This window comes from Comamonas sp. Tr-654, assembly GCF_011752915.1.
GTDB lineage: Bacteria > Pseudomonadota > Gammaproteobacteria > Burkholderiales > Burkholderiaceae_C > Comamonas.
This window is the reverse complement of record NZ_VWWQ01000004.1, coordinates 48,418-63,580: the sequence shown is the minus strand read 5'-3', so window position 1 is coordinate 63,580 and position 15,163 is coordinate 48,418. Positions and strand designations below refer to the sequence as shown.

The following is a 15,163-nucleotide window of genomic DNA, read 5'->3' as shown; positions in this document are numbered from 1 at the left end:
ACTTTCCGACCCGTGGCCCATTCACGGGCTGGTGGTGCGATTGCGCCTGGGTGCGTGCGGATTCTTGGTTCTCTCCTCGCAGTCAGGAGCGATTTTGATAGGTTTTTCTCGAGGTCTGGCCGCGTCGCTGGGCATGTTTGCGCTGGGTGCAGCATGGGGCCAGTCTTCCCAGGTTCAGATCAGCGGTCTGCTTGATCTGGGCATTTACCGCGACTTCAAGGGCACGGCGCAACTGGGCACGATTCAACGCAGCCACATCACGTTTTCGGGTGTCGAGGATCTGGGGAGCGGACTCAAGACCACGTTTCGCCTCAGCCACCGGCTGGATCTGGACACCAGTCTGAACGAAGGCTTTGGGCAAAAACCCTTCTGGCACGGTGAATCCACTGTCGGCCTGCGCGGCGACTGGGGTCATGTGCGCATGGGGCGGGCGTTGTCCGCACTCTGGGCCCATGACTGGAAGTTTGATCCCTGGGGCCATATCAATCGCGTGGCCTCCTCGGCCTGGTACCAGTGGTTCTATTACGCGCCCACGGATCGTGTCAGCAACAACGGTGCGCCCGAATTCGGCCGTACGCCGAACGGCATTTTCTATGATTCGCCCACGCTTGGCGGCTTCACCCTGCATCTGAGCGGATCGCCCGAGCATACCCAGGGCGCGGGCGGTGGCAAGCCCTATGCGGCATCGCTGGAATACGCCCAGGGCCCGCTGTCAGGCCTGCTGGCGCTTGACCGCAACGGCAGCGGCGACCGTGCGTTGTTTGGGGCAATCAAGTACCGGCTGGGCGTCACCTCGCTGGGCGACACCACGCTGATGGCTTCGACCGACGACAGCCGCAGGGCACACGGCCTGGGGCGCTCGCGCGTGCTCTCGGTTGGTGCCACGCACAAGCTGGTCGCACAGACCACGCTCAGGGTTGGCGTGGGGCGGCAGAAGCTCGATGGCGATACCCGTCTGTTCTATTCGCTGGGCGCAGACCATGCGCTGTCCAGGCGCACCACGCTATACCTCAGCCTGGGCCACCAGCGGCCGGACCACAAAGGCGGCAGCACCTCGCTGGGCGCAGGCATGTCGCACGCCTTCTGAGCCCATCAAGAAGTTGCTGGCCGCGGCCTACTTGCCCGCACCCTCCACCAGCTTGGGCACGCGGGGAGCCACGGCGCACATCAGCTCATAGCCCAGCGTGCCGGCGGCAGCGGCCACCTCGTCGATGGGCAGCACGACCCCATTGCTGGCGCGGCCCCAGAGCGTGACCTCGCTGCCCAGTCTGGCCTTGGGCACGGGGCTCAGGTCCACGGCCAGCATGTCCATGCTGACGCGGCCCAGCGTGCGGGTGCGCACACCTTCCACCAGCACCGGCGTACCTGTGGGGCAGACGCGGGGATAGCCGTCCGCATAGCCGCAGGCCACCACGCCCAGACGCAGCGGAGCGTCGCTCTGGAAGCGCGAGCCATAGCCTACGGTATCGCCCGGTTGCAGCTCCTGAATGCCAATGATTTTTGACGACAGCGTCATGGTCGGCTCAAGCCCCCAGTGGGCCGCGTCGTGAGCGGGGAAGTCGGGCGAGCTGCCGTAGAGCACGATGCCGGGGCGCACCCAGTCGCAGCGCACATTGCCTTCATCGCCATACAGCAAGGTGGCGGCGCTGTTGCTGATACTGCGCTCGCCGGGCAGGTCCAGCGTGGTTTCGTGAAAGACCTTGAGCTGATGGTCGATGCCATGCGCCACGTCGGCATCGCTGAAATGGGTCATGAACGAGATCTCGTCGACCTGGGGCAGGGCGTTCAGCCGCGCATAAGCCGCACGAAAACGCTCGGGTGTAAAGCCCAGCCGGTTCATGCCGCTGTTCATCTTGAGGAATACACGGTGGCCGACCTGGGTCTTGTGGGCGGCCAGCCAGTCGATCTGTTCGTCGCAGTGCACGGCATGCCAGATACCGAGGCGCGAGCAGATTTCCAGGTCGCGCAGCTCGAACACGCCTTCAAGCAGCAGGATGGGGCCGCGCCAGCCCAGTTGGCGCACGCGCTGGGCTTCATCCAGGTCCAGCATGGCAAAACCGTCCGTCGCTCGCAGCCCCTCAAACACGTTTTCGATACCGTGGCCATAAGCGTTGGCTTTGATCACGGACCACAATTTGGCATCCGGGACGGCTTGCCGTACCCGCTCCAGATTGTGGCGAACGGCTTCAGGATGGATGGTGACAGTAATGGGACGAGGCATGGTTTTTCTCAATCAGACCAGTGGGATTCTGGCACTGTCAGCCGGAGCCTGCGTGATATAACCGCCAGTCACTTGCCACGGGGTCTCTTATTTCTTGGCATCGGTCCGCCCGGTGCCAGTTACAGCTAATTCATGAAGCGCGGTTTCTACACCATCATGTCAGCGCAGTTTTTCAGCTCGCTGGCAGACAACGCCTTGTTTGTGACCGCTGTAGAGCTGTTGCGTGCCAATGGTGCCCCCGAGTGGCAACGTGCTGCCCTGGTGCCCATGTTCGCACTGTTCTACGTGGTTCTGGCGCCCTTTGTCGGAGCCTTTGCGGATGCCTTGCCCAAGGGGCGGGTCATGTTCATCAGCAACGCCATCAAGGTGGTGGGCTGTCTGATGATGCTTTTCGGCCATCATCCGCTGATCGCCTACGCCGTCATCGGCCTGGGCGCAGCGGCCTATTCTCCGGCCAAGTACGGCATCCTGACCGAGCTGCTGCCGGCCTCACAGCTGGTCAAGGCCAATGGCTGGATCGAAGGCCTGACCATCACCTCCATCATTTTGGGGGTGCTGGTGGGCGGCCAACTGGTGGGGCCGACCATCTCAGAGCATCTGCTGGGCTTTGACTTCCCGTATTTCAACACCGGCGTGGATAGCCCGGCAGAAGCAGCGATTGCCGTGCTGATCCTGATCTACATCGTGGCGGCCTGGTTCAACCTGCACATCCCGTTGACGGGCGTGGCCATGCGTCCGCTGCGTGAAGACCCGAGCAAGAGCCTGATGGCCAATCTGCTGGGCCTGCTGCCCGATTTCTGGCGCTGCAGCAAACGCCTGTGGGCTGACAAGCTGGGTCAGATCTCGCTGTCCACGACCACGCTGTTTTGGGGTGCATCGGGCAATCTGCGCTATATCGTGCTGGCCTGGGGTGCTGCGGCCCTGGGTTACAGCACCACCCAGGCATCGGCCCTGGTGGGGGTGGTTGCAATAGGCACGGCCGTCGGTGCGGTGCTGGCCTCCATGCGCATGCGTCTGGACAACGCCACGCGGGTGATTCCCATGGGCGTGCTCATGGGCCTGCTCGTGGTCTGCATGATCTTTATCGACAATCTCTGGGTGGCCGTGCCCTTCCTCATTCTGCTTGGCGGTCTGGGCGGCTTTCTGGTTGTTCCCATGAATGCGCTGCTGCAGCACCGCGGCCACAACCTCATGGGTGCGGGCCGCTCGATTGCGGTGCAGAACTTCAACGAGCAGCTGGCCATCCTGGCCATGGGTGGCTTCTACAGTCTGTCCACCAAAATGGGATTGACTGCTTTTGGTGCGATCACGGTATTCGGTCTGCTGGTCGCCGCTACCATGGTGCTGATCGGCCTCTGGCACTGGAATAATTGCAAGAAACACCCAATAGAGGTCGAGAAACTGCTGGACATCGCGCGTCGCGACTGCCATTGAAGTCCTGCAGCCTGCGCGCTGCATTAACTACACAATCAATAGCTTCTAACGCTTGCAGAGTAAGCGTTAGAAGCCTTTTTTATGCATAGTCCACTGCCTGTATTTGCGCTGCTGCTCAATGCCCTGATCTGGGGTCTGTCATGGTGGCCGTTTCGCCTCATGCATGAAGCCGGACTGCATCCGCTATGGGCCACGGCATTGATGTATGCTCTGGTGCTGGCCGGTCTGCTGACGCTGCGCCCGGCCAGCCTCAGGCAGGCCTGGCATTACCCGGTGCTCCTGCTGCTGGCGGCCAGCTCGGGCCTGAACAACGTGGCCTTCAACTGGGCAGTGACCGTGGGCGATGTGGTGCGCGTCATTCTGCTGTTCTATCTCATGCCGGCCTGGGCGGTACTGCTGGCCTGGAAGCTGCTGGGAGAAAAACCCACGCCAATGGCGCTGCTGCGGCTGTTACTGGCCTTTGGCGGTGTGGTGCTGGTGCTGCTGCCCGCCGATGCCTCGCTCTCCGGGCTTTTTGCCGGACTGACCCTGGCCGATGCGCTGGCCGTGTTTGGCGGCTTCATGTTTGCGCTGACCAATGTGCTGCTGCGCCGCTTTCAAGGCATTCCGGCCCAGGCCCGCATGCTTGCCATGTTTGCCGGCTGCATGAGCATGGGCCTGCTGACAGCCCTGACTGCCAGCAGCCTGGGCGTGGTGCCTGGCTTTCCGGCTTTCGATGGCAGCTGGGCCTTGGTGGCGATGGGTCTGGCTGTGCTGCTGATGCTGGGCAACTGGGCCCTGCAATTCGGTGCCGCTCATCTGCCTTCGGGCGTGACCTCGGTGGTCATGCTCAGCGAAGTGGTGTTTGCCAGCGTCTCCTCGGTGCTGATTGCCCATGAGGCGCTTTCGGCGCGCACGCTGGCCGGCGGCGCGCTCATCATGGGCGCGGCCTTGCTGGCCACCTTGGGCAGAGCCCCGAAAAAATAGCCCAAACCACATCAAGGACACCGAGGAAGCGCCTACGCCGGCCGCGCCGCCCCGCACCGAAGGTGTCGTCCCCCTCCCGAAGAGAGAGGGGGAAGGCGGGGCCGCCCAGGCGCACGGCGCCTCAGGGGGTCACATCAGCTTCCCTGCCAGGATCAGGTATCCGGGCACCCAGCCTGTGAGCACGCCTTGTGCGATGCACAGCCAGCCCGTGGGGCGCTCAATGCTCTTCCTCAGGGCCAGCAGTGCGAAGAACAAGGCCCAGAGCACGGCCCAGGCGGCCCAGTTGACGCCCATCCACCAGTCCAGCCCCGAGCTGGCGCTGGTCAGCGTATCGAGGGCCACGGGCACGGCGGTGACCGCCACGAACAAGCTGAACCAGCCCAGACCGCGGCCATCGGCACCGCTGAAGCGATTGAAAGCCACCCAGAGATAGGTGAAGGCGAACAGCAGGGTCAGCGCACCGCTCTTGACCGATGCTGCGTCGGCCGCCGGGCCGAAGATGCTGGCCAGGCCAATGCATAGGGACACCACGCCGGTGAAGATGTTGATGACCCAGATTTCCTTGTCGGCAATCTTGCCTAGCATCCACAGGCCGTTGAGAAACAGCACGGCACCCACATAAAACAGCGACAAACCCAACCACATACAAAAGCTCCTTGGCTGCAGGCTGGTGCAGCGCGGCGAGGATTGTGGGGCCGTGCGGGGCGGGGCGTAACCCTGGGTGAACGCAAAAGAGTCTTGCGCCATGGGTCGGGAATGGGCTCAGAACCCCCCATCCCGACCGCCGCGCAGGCGGCGGTAAAGCGTGCCGCGCGAGATACCCAGGGCGCGCGCGGCCTGGGAGACATTGCCGCCATGCTGGTCCAGCGTCTCCCTGATCAGCTGCGTGCTGTGCTCGCGCAGCGTGGCCAGGGTGGGCGCTTCGGCGACGTGCGTTGCTTCGGTGGCGACGGGGCTGGCCTGGTCTTGCGCGCTGCTGGTGTCCAGGTGCGAGCCAAGGCCGTGCGAGGCTTGCAGATGCGCCTGCATCCAGACGCCCAGGCCGCTGGCCAGGCGCAGCGGCGCGGGGCCGGGCTGGCCGCTCAGTTGCAGCAAGCGCGACAGATCGTGGCCCAGCAGCTCTTGCGCGCTGCGAGCTGCATGCCCGGGCTGGCCGATGAGCTGGGCGGCGATGCCGTTCATCCAGGCGACGCGGCCATCGGCAGCCACCCCCATCAGCGCCTGCAGCGGCGTATGCAGCAGGGCAGGCGTTACCTGAAAACGCAGCACCAGATGCTCGTGGGACTGCGCCTGCAGCAAGGTGTTTTCGATGGTCGTGGCGTACATGCCGACCACGGGGCTGGCGTCGAAGCTGAAATGCTGCTCCTCCACCATCAGATTGAGCACCCCGGCCAGGCGGCCGTGCACGTCGCGTATGGGTGCCGCCGCGCAGCGGAAGGCGTGCAGCTCGTCGAAATAGTGCTCGCCATTGGTGACGGTGCAGGCCTGGCCGGTGGCGGCGACGATGCCTGGTGCGTTCGTGCCCATGGCCTGCTCGGACATGTTCAGGCCGACCCGCTCGTCACGGGGTCGCATGGATGCCGGGGAGACATGGAGCACGATGCCCTTGTTGTCCGTCAGCATCACGCGCGTGCCGGTGCCCGCCAGTGCCTGCTCCAGGGTCGGCAGCTCGTGCTGCAGTGCCTGCAGCAGGCCGCGGCAGCGCTCCTGCGTGGCATGCAGCCGGCTGGGGCTGACGGGAGCCAGAGCCAGCCGCCGTCCATTGCAGTGCTGGCGCTGGCTGCGCAGCCAGGACTGGATGACCGCCTCGCTGACCAGGCCCGAGGGGCGTATGCCGGCCTCGAAGAACTGGCGGCGAGCCTGCAGAGCACGCTCCGCACCGGTGCTCGAGAAGCACAGCTGTAGCGCGTCCATCGCGCGTGGCTCATCAACGCTCATGTTATGTCCGGGCTGTTCGCAGGAGCGGTCAATGTGTTCCGCAATGGAACACTTCGAGCCTGGGGAAATCCCGATCATGAAGAAAAACAGTCGATACACCATGCTTTGCGGCATAGCAATCACAACAGGAGACCTCGATGGAACGGCTGATCGACAACTCTCATGGACGGCCCGGCCGCATAGCCTGGATGCTGGCCGCCTGCCTGGGGAGCGCAGCGGCTTTCGCGCAAACCGACCCCGCAGCGCAGGCCGCTGCCGCCGTGCAGCGCGTCGACGGCGCTTTCATCCGTGCCAATGCTGCCAAGACGCCTGACTGGCCCACCATCGGCGTGGACTATGCCGAGACCCGCTACAGCCGCCTCGATCAGATCAATGCTGGCAACGTCAAGGACCTGGGCCTGGCATGGTCGTACAACCTTGAATCCACGCGCGGTGTGGAGGCCACGCCTGTCGTCGTGGACGGCATCATGTACGTCAGCGCCTCATGGAGCGTGGTGCATGCCATCGACACCCGTACCGGCAACAGGATCTGGACCTATGACCCGCAGATCGACCGCAGCACCGGTTTCAAGGGGTGCTGCGACGTCGTCAACCGCGGCGTGGCGCTGTGGAAGGGCAAGGTCTATGTGGGCGCATGGGATGGCCGCCTGATTGCGCTGGACGCCGCCACCGGCAAGGAGGTCTGGCACAAGAATACCTTCGAGGGGCAGAAGGGGTCGCTCACCATCACCGGCGCGCCGCGCGTGTTCAAGGGCAAGGTCATCATCGGCAACGGCGGCGCCGAGTATGGCGTGCGCGGCTACATCACAGCCTATGACGCCGAGACCGGCGAGCAGAAATGGCGCTGGTTCAGCGTACCCGGCGATCCGTCCAAGCCCTTCGAGGACGAATCCATGAAACGCGCCGCCAGGACCTGGGACCCCAGCGGCAAATGGTGGGAGGCCGGCGGTGGCGGCACCATGTGGGACAGCATGACCTTCGATGCCGAGCTCAACACCATGTATGTGGGCACGGGCAATGGATCGCCCTGGTCGCACAAGGTGCGCAGCCCCAAGGGCGGCGACAACCTGTACCTGGCTTCCATCGTGGCCCTGGATCCCGACACCGGCAAATACAAGTGGCACTATCAGGAAACACCGGGCGACAACTGGGACTACACCTCCACCCAGCCCATGATCCTGGCCGACATCAAGATCGCCGGCAAGCCGCGCAAGGTCATACTGCATGCGCCCAAGAACGGCTTCTTCTTCGTGCTCGACCGCACCAATGGAAAGTTCATCTCGGCCAAGAACTTCGTGCCCGTGAACTGGGCCAGCGGCTACGACAAGCACGGCAAGCCCATCGGCATTGCAGCAGCGCGCGACGGCAGCAAGCCTCAGGACGCGGTGCCGGGCCCATATGGCGCGCATAACTGGCACCCCATGTCCTTCAACCCCCAGACGGGCCTCGTGTATCTGCCTGCGCAGAACGTGCCCGTCAACCTGATGGACGACAAGAAATGGGAGTTCAACCAGGCCGGACCGGGCAAGCCCCAGTCGGGCACCGGCTGGAACACGGCCAAGTTCTTCAATGCCGAGCCGCCCAAGAGCAAGCCTTTCGGTCGCCTGCTGGCCTGGGACCCCGTTGCGCAAAAGGCCGCCTGGAGCGTGGAGCATGTCTCGCCCTGGAACGGCGGCACGCTGACCACGGCGGGCAATGTGGTGTTCCAGGGCACGGCTGATGGCCGCCTCGTGGCCTATCACGCGGCCAGCGGCGAAAAGCTGTGGGAAGCGCCCACGGGCACCGGGGTGGTGGCTGCGCCCAGCACCTATATGGTGGACGGCAAGCAGTATGTCTCGGTGGCCGTGGGTTGGGGCGGTGTCTACGGTCTGGCTGCGCGCGCCACCGAGCGCCAGGGCCCGGGGACGGTCTATACCTTCGTCGTGGGCGGCAAGGCCAAGATGCCGGAGTTTGTGGCCCAGCGCACGGGCCAGTTGCTGCAGGGCGTGAAATACGACCCTGCCAAGGTCGAGGCCGGCACCATGCTGTATGTAGCCAACTGCGTGTTCTGTCACGGCGTGCCGGGCGTGGACCGTGGCGGCAACATTCCCAATCTGGGCTATATGGACGCGAGCTATATCGAGAACCTGCCCAACTTCGTCTTCAAGGGCCCGGCCATGGCGCGCGGCATGCCGGACTTCACGGGCAAGCTGTCTGGCGATGACGTGGAGTCCCTCAAGGCCTTCATCCAGGGCACGGCGGACGCCATCCGGCCTAAGCCCTGAAGCCTGTACTTCACCCAGCCGGACCGCTGGTGCATCCGAGCCACGCACCGGCGGTCCCAGATCGCAAACCTCTTCTTTTGACTCGATACCAAGGAAATAGCCTTATGCAAGACCATCTGCAGTTCTACATCGACGGCCAATGGGTGAATCCGATCAGCCCGCGCAGCCTGGACGTCATCAATCCCTCCAATGAGCAAGCCATCGCCCGCATCAGCATGGGCTCGGCGGCCGACGTGGACAAGGCCGTGGCTGCCGCGCGCCGCGCCTTCGAGAGCTACTCGCGCACCAGCCGCGAAGAGCGCCTGGCCCTGCTGGCCAAGGTGCTGGAGGTCTACCAGCGCCGCTACGGCGACTTTGTACAGACCATCTCGCAGGAGATGGGGGCGCCGCTGTGGCTGTCCAAGGCGGCGCAGGCCGCCATGGGGGTGGCCCATCTGGGCTCCACCATCGAGGTCCTCAAGAACTTCGCCTTCGAACATGTGCAGGGCAGCACGGCCATCGTGCATGAGCCCGTGGGCGTGGTCGGCATGATCACGCCCTGGAACTGGCCCATCAACCAGATCATGTGCAAGGTTGCACCGGCCCTGGCCGCAGGCTGCACCATGGTGCTCAAGCCCTCGGAGGTCGCCCCGCTCAATGCCCTGCTCGTGGCCGAGGTGCTGCACGAGGCGGGCGTGCCGCCCGGTGTCTTCAACCTCGTCAACGGCGACGGCCCGGGCGTGGGCGAGGCCATGTCCTCCCACCCCGGCATAGACATGATGACCTTCACGGGCTCCACGCGCGCGGGCATTGCCGTGGCCAAGGCCGCGGCCGACAGCGTCAAGCGCGTGGCCCAGGAACTGGGCGGCAAGTCCGCCAACATCGTGCTGGACGACGCCAACCTGCAAAAGGCCGTGACCCAGGGAGTGCAGGCGGTGCTGATGAACTCGGGCCAGAGCTGCAATGCCCCCACGCGCATGTTTGTGCCGCGCGCCCTGCATGGGCAGGCTGTGGAGATCGCCCGTGGCGCCGCAGCAGCAGCGACCGTGGCCGATGCGCTGGCGGAGGGCATGCATATGGGGCCCGTGGTCAGCGAGGCGCAATGGGGCAAGATCCAGGCCCTGATCCGCAAGGGAATTGAAGAGGGCGCGACCCTGGTGGCCGGCGGTACGGGCCGCCCCGAGGGGCTGGCTCAGGGCTACTTTGTCAAACCCACGGTGTTTGCCGACGTGAGCAACGACATGACCATCGCGCGCGAGGAAATCTTCGGTCCCGTGCTGGTGATGATTCCCTACGATGACGAGGAAGACGCCATTCGCATGGCCAACGACACGGTGTACGGCCTCTCGGGCTATGTGCAGTCAGGCAGCCTGGAGCGTGCGCGCCGCGTGGCCGCGCGACTGCGTACCGGCATGGTGCACCTCAACGGCGCGGGGCCTGACTTTACTGCGCCGTTCGGCGGCTACAAGCAGTCAGGCAATGGCCGTGAATGGGGCGAGCACGGTTTCCGCGATTTCCTGGAAACCAAGGCCGTGATGGGCTACAGCGCGGCCTGATCTATTCAAAATCAAAAGCTGCTGGTGACCATCTGATGGTCACCAGCAGCTTTTTTATTGAATATTCTGCTGGCGGCGACGCGCGCGTTCCAGCTGCTGGGCGACCTGGCGCGGATTCATGCCGTACATCTCGGCAAACTCCTGCTCCGAAGTCTGGCCGCTGAGCTGGAAGGAGCGCAGCAGCGCTTCGTCCTTGGCGGCGCGGGCGTCGGCCTCGGCCAGCGCATCAGCCACCAGGGCATTGGTCTTTTCGTCACGGCCCTGCACGCGCTCGGCGTATTCCTCGCGTGTGAGACCGGAGGCCTCGTAGGCGATGACGATGCGGTTGCGCAGCTTGGGCGTCAGATCTTCCTGCGTGCGCTGCTGGCGGCGGCGGAAGACTTCGATCAGCGCGTGGTGAACATGCTCGGGCAGCGTGGCTTCCACGGGCTGGCCGCTCAGGTCATGACGCTGCTGGCCGCTTGCCATGGCGGCCAGATAGCGACCGGAGCGGGTGTGCTGCTGCAGCGCGCTCTTGAGCGCGTCCTTGTCCAGCTCAGGGTGGGCGGCCAGCAGGTCTTCAAAAATGCCGCGCTTGAAGGGCAGCAACTGCTCGCCGAACAAGGCCGGGTGCCACTGCGCTAGCTGCTCCAGCAAGGGGTGTTGCGGACGTGCGGCCTGCGGGGCGGCTTTGGCTGCAGGAGCCGGGTTCTGGCGGCCACGGCCGCCTCGGCGCGAGCGTGAGCCGGGCTGCGAGTCCTGCACGCTGTGCTGCGATGCCGCTTGCGTGGCTTTCTGCTCTTGTGATTCAGACACGATTTCAGTCATGGCAAAGCCCGTGGGCCTGGGAAAACAAAACCCCCAATCATGCCAGCATTGCAAACTGCAGTGGCATGCGGGGGTGTCAGCCGGTGGCCAGCGCCTGATCCAGCAGCTCCACCCAGTGCATGACCGGGACCTCGGTGCCGTTTTGCAGATGGACGATACAGCCCATATTGGCCGAGAGAATCGCTGCGGGCTTTTCGGGCGCGAACGGCTCGTCCAGTGCTGCGATCTTGCGGTCGCGCAACTGGTGCGAGATTTCGGGCTGCAGCACCGAGTAGGTGCCGGCAGAGCCGCAGCACAGATGGGATTCGGTGCGTGCCACGCGCAGGTCAAACCCCAGCTCGCGCAGGCCCGCCTCCACGCCGCCACGCAGTTTCTGCCCATGCTGCAGCGTGCAGGGCGGGTGGTAGGCCACGGGGGCCCGGGGCGCGGTGATGCGGTCCTTGAGCTTGTCCACCAGCTCGGGCAGCATGTCGGGCAGCAGTTCGCTGAGGTCACGGGTCAAGGCGCTGATGCGCGCGGCCTTGTCGGCGTATTGCGGCTCCAGCCGCAGCAGATGGCCGTACTCCTTGACGGTGACACCACAGCCCGAGGCGTTCATCACGATCGCCTCGACCTCGCCGCGCTCCACCAGCGGCCACCATGCGTCGATATTGGCACGCATCTGGGCCTTGCCGCCGTCCTGGTCGTTGAGGTGGAATTTCACCGCGCCGCAGCAGCCGGCCTTGTCGGCAATCACGGTCTGTACGCCCACGGCGTCCAGCACGCGGGCCGTGGCGTAGTTGATGCGCGGCATCATGGCCGGCTGCACGCAGCCTGCCAGCAGCAGTACCTTGCGCGCATGTTCCCGCGCGGGCCAGGTTCCGGCATCCTGGGTTGCCGGTATTTTTTCGCCAAGGGTCTCGGGCAGCAGGCCTTTCACGGCGCGGCCCAGCTTCAGCGCGGGGGCGAACAGTGGGGAGTTCATGCTCTCCTTGAGCAGCCAGCGCTGCATCTTCTCGCCTGTGGGGCGCTCGACCTGCTCATCGACGATCTTGCGGCCAATATCGACCAGGTGGCCGTACTGCACGCCGCTGGGGCAGGTGGATTCGCAGTTTCGGCAAGTCAGGCAGCGGTCCAGGTGCAGCTGCGTGGCCCGCGTGGGTGTTTGCCCTTCCAGCACCTGCTTGATCAGATAGATGCGGCCGCGCGGGCCGTCCAGCTCGTCGCCCAGGGTCTGGTAGGTGGGGCAGGTGGCGGTGCAGAAGCCGCAATGCACGCATTTGCGCAAGATGGCTTCGGCTTCCTGGCCTTCTGGCGTGGCACGGTATTCGGGCGCGAGATTGGTTTGCATGGGTGCTGTCCTTGTTCTTACCAATGCGCCGAGAGACGGTTCACATTGAGAATGCCGGCGGGGTCGAACGCCTGCTTGAGGCGGGCATGCAGCTGTGCCGCTGTGCGGCCTGCCGGGCTGGCCTGTGCGTGCGTATCGAGATCGCTGTTGGCGCTTGTCTGGCTGCCTTCCTCGGCCCTGAAAAGCGAGGCGGAACCACCGGCTGCCTGCGCCAGCTGCTGCAAGGCTGCGGCGGCCGAACGCGGGGCCTGCACCCAGCGCTGTGCACCATGCCAGTCGATCAGGGGACCGATGGCATCGCCGGGCAATTGCAGCGGTGCTGCGGTCGCGGGAACGGACAGACGCCACAGACAATGATCGGCAGCGCGCTGCTGGAACCAGGGTAGGCTCAGATCGCGGCTGGCGCTCCAGTCGGCGGCAACGGCGTCGCTGTCCAGCCGTTCGCCACCCAGGCGCAGCGTGGCGGCCTGCACCGCCGCGCGGGCGCCGCGCAGGCGCAGATACAGCGTGCCCTTTCCGTCTTCTTCCAGCCAGTTGCTGGCATTGAGCGGCAGCGGCTGGCCGCCCCAGTGATTGAGCCAGTCCAGTGCCTGCGCCTGGCTGCAGGCGTCAAAGCGCAGCGTGGCTTCGGCCGGAGCCACGGGCAGGACCTTGAGGCTGACCTCGGTGATCAGGCCCAGCGTTCCCCAGCTGCCCGCCATCAGGCGCGAGACGTCATAGCCGGCCACATTCTTCATGACCTGGCCGCCGTAGCGCAGCCGCTCGCCCTGGCCGTTGATCATCTCCAGGCCCAGCACGAAATCGCGCACTGCGCCCACGCTGGCACGCGACGGGCCCGACAGGCCAGCGGCGACTATGCCGCCCACGGTGCTGCCGGCACCCAGGTGCGGCGGCTCGAAGGCCAGGCACTGGCCCTGGGCGGCCAGGATCGCTTCCAGCTCGGCCAGCGGCGTGCCGGCGCGTACGGTGACAACCAGCTCGCTGGGCTCGTAGCTGACGATGCCGCTGAGCGTGCGCGTGGACAGCGGCTCGCCCTGCAGGCGCAGGCCGTAGAAGTCCTTGCTGCCGCCGCCGCAGATGCGCAGCGGGGTCTTGTCACTGGCAGCGGCGCGAATGCGCTCGCTGAGCTGATTGATTTGGCTGGTGGCTGAATCCATGGCCTGCATGGTAGCCGGGGCGCCCCCGGAGCAGGAAGGGCCGATCTTTGATTTTTTTGAAAAGCAGGCGTGAATAAAAAAAGCCCCGCAGCTTGCACTGCGGGGCAACGTAATGAAACTGAACTTGCGAAGAGCCTGCCGCTTAGCGGGTGTAGGCCACCTCACCATGGGAAGTGATGTCCAGGCCTTGGCGTTCTGACTCTTCCGAGACACGCAGACCCACGGTCAGATCGGCAATCTTGTAGGCCACGTAGGAGACCACGCCGGACCAGACGATGGTCACCAGCACGCTCTCGACCTGCACCCACAGCTGATGGGCCATGTTGTAGCCCTCGGGCTCGATACCGCCCAGGCCCTTGGCGCAGAACACGCCGGTCAGGATGGCACCCAGGATACCGCCGACACCGTGGACGCCGAACACGTCGCAGACGTCGTCGACCTTGAGCAGGTGCTTGAGGCCGGAGACGCCCCAGAAGCACAGAGGGCCGGCGATGATGCCCATGACGATGGAGCCCATGGGGCCGACGAAGCCGGCGGCGGGCGTGATGGTCACCAGACCGGCCACGGCACCCGAGGCGGCGCCCAGCATGGAGGCCTTGCCGCGCAGCAGCGCTTCGGCCACGATCCAGGAGATGGCGGCAGCGCCGGTCGCCAGGATGGTGTTGATGAAGGCCAGGCCGGCAATGCCGTTGGCGGCACCGGCGGAGCCGGCGTTGAAGCCGAACCAGCCCACCCACAGCAGGGAAGCGCCCACCATGGTCAGCGTCAGGCTGTGCGGAGGCAGGGCTTCCTTGCCGAAGCCGATGCGCTTGCCCAGCATGTAGGCACCCGCCAGGCCGGCCACGGCGGCGTTGATGTGCACTACGGTACCGCCAGCGAAGTCCAGCGCGCCATCGGCACCCAGCAGACCGCCACCCCACACCATGTGGGCCATGGGGATGTAGCTGAAGGTGAACCACAGCACGGAGAACACGATCACGGCCGCGAACTTGATGCGCTCTGCGAACGCACCCACGATCAGCGCCACGGTGATGGCCGCGAAGGTGGACTGGAAGGCCACGAACACGTATTCGGGGATGGTCTTGAGCATGGACGACAGCGTGTCAGGCGTGATGCCCATGAGGAACAGCTTGTCGAAGCCCGCGAAGAACTTGCCTTCGCCGCCAAAGGCCAGCGAGTAGCCGTAGATGGCCCACAGCACGGTGATCAGCGAAAAGATCACGAAGACCTGCGCCAGCACGGACAACATGTTCTTGCTGCGCACCAGGCCGCCGTAGAACAGCGCCAGGCCGGGGATGACCATCAGGATCACCAGCATGGTCGAGGTCAGCATCCAGGCGGTATCGCCGGCGCTCAGGGTGGGAACGGCCTCGGCTGCGGCTTCGGCCACAGGGGCTGCGGCGGCGGCAGCGGTGGCTGCTTCCTGGGCAAAACCGGCAGCGCTTGCAGCCAGCAGGCCCAGTCCCAGGCCTGCACTCAATAATTTCTTGGTCATGGCAATCTTTCTCAAA

The 15,163-nt window shown here is 65.0% G+C and carries 12 protein-coding genes; 5 read left to right on the top strand and 7 right to left on the bottom strand.

Annotated elements, in window-relative coordinates; genetic code table 11:
- Window positions 1-133: 133 nt before the first annotated feature.
- Window positions 134-1,087 carry a porin gene (locus F3J24_RS13615; RefSeq protein WP_167008208.1) on the top strand — a complete coding sequence of 318 codons (954 nt, stop codon included), beginning with the start codon at window positions 134-136 and terminating at the stop codon, window positions 1,085-1,087.
- 27 nt (window positions 1,088-1,114) lie between these two features.
- Here F3J24_RS13615 and alr read toward each other — a convergent pair whose 3' ends face one another.
- Complete coding sequence (gene alr, locus F3J24_RS13610; protein ID WP_167007176.1) at window positions 1,115-2,221, bottom strand: alanine racemase; 1,107 nt, start codon at window positions 2,219-2,221, stop codon at window positions 1,115-1,117.
- Between the two features lie 132 nt (window positions 2,222-2,353).
- On the opposite strand from alr, the gene lplT reads away from it, so the two are divergent.
- Complete coding sequence (gene lplT, locus F3J24_RS13605; RefSeq protein ID WP_167007173.1) at window positions 2,354-3,655, top strand: lysophospholipid transporter LplT; 1,302 nt, start codon at window positions 2,354-2,356, stop codon at window positions 3,653-3,655.
- 81 nt (window positions 3,656-3,736) lie between these two features.
- Entirely contained in the window at window positions 3,737-4,621 is an 885-nt protein-coding gene (locus tag F3J24_RS13600) for a DMT family transporter (protein ID WP_167007170.1), read from the top strand.
- 129 nt (window positions 4,622-4,750) lie between these two features.
- Here the strand turns inward: F3J24_RS13600 and F3J24_RS13595 are convergent, their stop codons facing one another.
- Window positions 4,751-5,266 (bottom strand): AmiS/UreI family transporter, encoded by a 516-nt coding sequence (locus F3J24_RS13595; RefSeq protein ID WP_003071779.1) that lies wholly within the window; start codon window positions 5,264-5,266, stop codon window positions 4,751-4,753.
- Between the two features lie 117 nt (window positions 5,267-5,383).
- Entirely contained in the window at window positions 5,384-6,535 is a 1,152-nt protein-coding gene (locus F3J24_RS13590; RefSeq protein ID WP_167008205.1) for a helix-turn-helix domain-containing protein, read from the bottom strand.
- A 161-nt stretch (window positions 6,536-6,696) separates the two neighbouring features.
- On the opposite strand from F3J24_RS13590, the gene F3J24_RS13585 reads away from it, so the two are divergent.
- Both F3J24_RS13585 and F3J24_RS13580 read left to right on the top strand, forming a co-directional pair.
- Complete coding sequence (locus F3J24_RS13585) at window positions 6,697-8,823, top strand: PQQ-dependent dehydrogenase, methanol/ethanol family (RefSeq protein WP_167007167.1); 2,127 nt, start codon at window positions 6,697-6,699, stop codon at window positions 8,821-8,823.
- Window positions 8,824-8,927: 104 nt separating this feature from the next.
- Window positions 8,928-10,358, top strand: a complete 1,431-nt coding sequence (locus F3J24_RS13580; RefSeq protein WP_167007164.1) for an aldehyde dehydrogenase family protein — start codon at window positions 8,928-8,930, stop codon at window positions 10,356-10,358.
- A gap of 54 nt (window positions 10,359-10,412) precedes the next feature.
- On the opposite strand, the gene F3J24_RS13575 is transcribed toward F3J24_RS13580, so the two are convergent.
- The 4 genes from F3J24_RS13575 to F3J24_RS13560 all read right to left on the bottom strand — a co-directional run bounded on the left by F3J24_RS13575 (window position 10,413) and on the right by F3J24_RS13560 (window position 15,147).
- On the bottom strand, window positions 10,413-11,165 hold the full coding sequence (locus F3J24_RS13575; protein WP_167007161.1) for a ProQ/FinO family protein: 753 nt from the start codon (window positions 11,163-11,165) through the stop codon (window positions 10,413-10,415).
- Window positions 11,166-11,241: 76 nt separating this feature from the next.
- Complete coding sequence (gene glcF, locus F3J24_RS13570) at window positions 11,242-12,495, bottom strand: glycolate oxidase subunit GlcF (protein ID WP_167007158.1); 1,254 nt, start codon at window positions 12,493-12,495, stop codon at window positions 11,242-11,244.
- A gap of 17 nt (window positions 12,496-12,512) precedes the next feature.
- Window positions 12,513-13,661: a glycolate oxidase subunit GlcE gene (glcE, locus tag F3J24_RS13565; RefSeq protein WP_167007155.1), complete on the bottom strand. Its 1,149-nt coding sequence runs from the start codon at window positions 13,659-13,661 to the stop codon at window positions 12,513-12,515.
- A 133-nt stretch (window positions 13,662-13,794) separates the two neighbouring features.
- On the bottom strand, window positions 13,795-15,147 hold the full coding sequence (locus F3J24_RS13560) for an ammonium transporter (protein ID WP_167007152.1): 1,353 nt from the start codon (window positions 15,145-15,147) through the stop codon (window positions 13,795-13,797).
- Window positions 15,148-15,163: the final 16 nt, after the last annotated feature.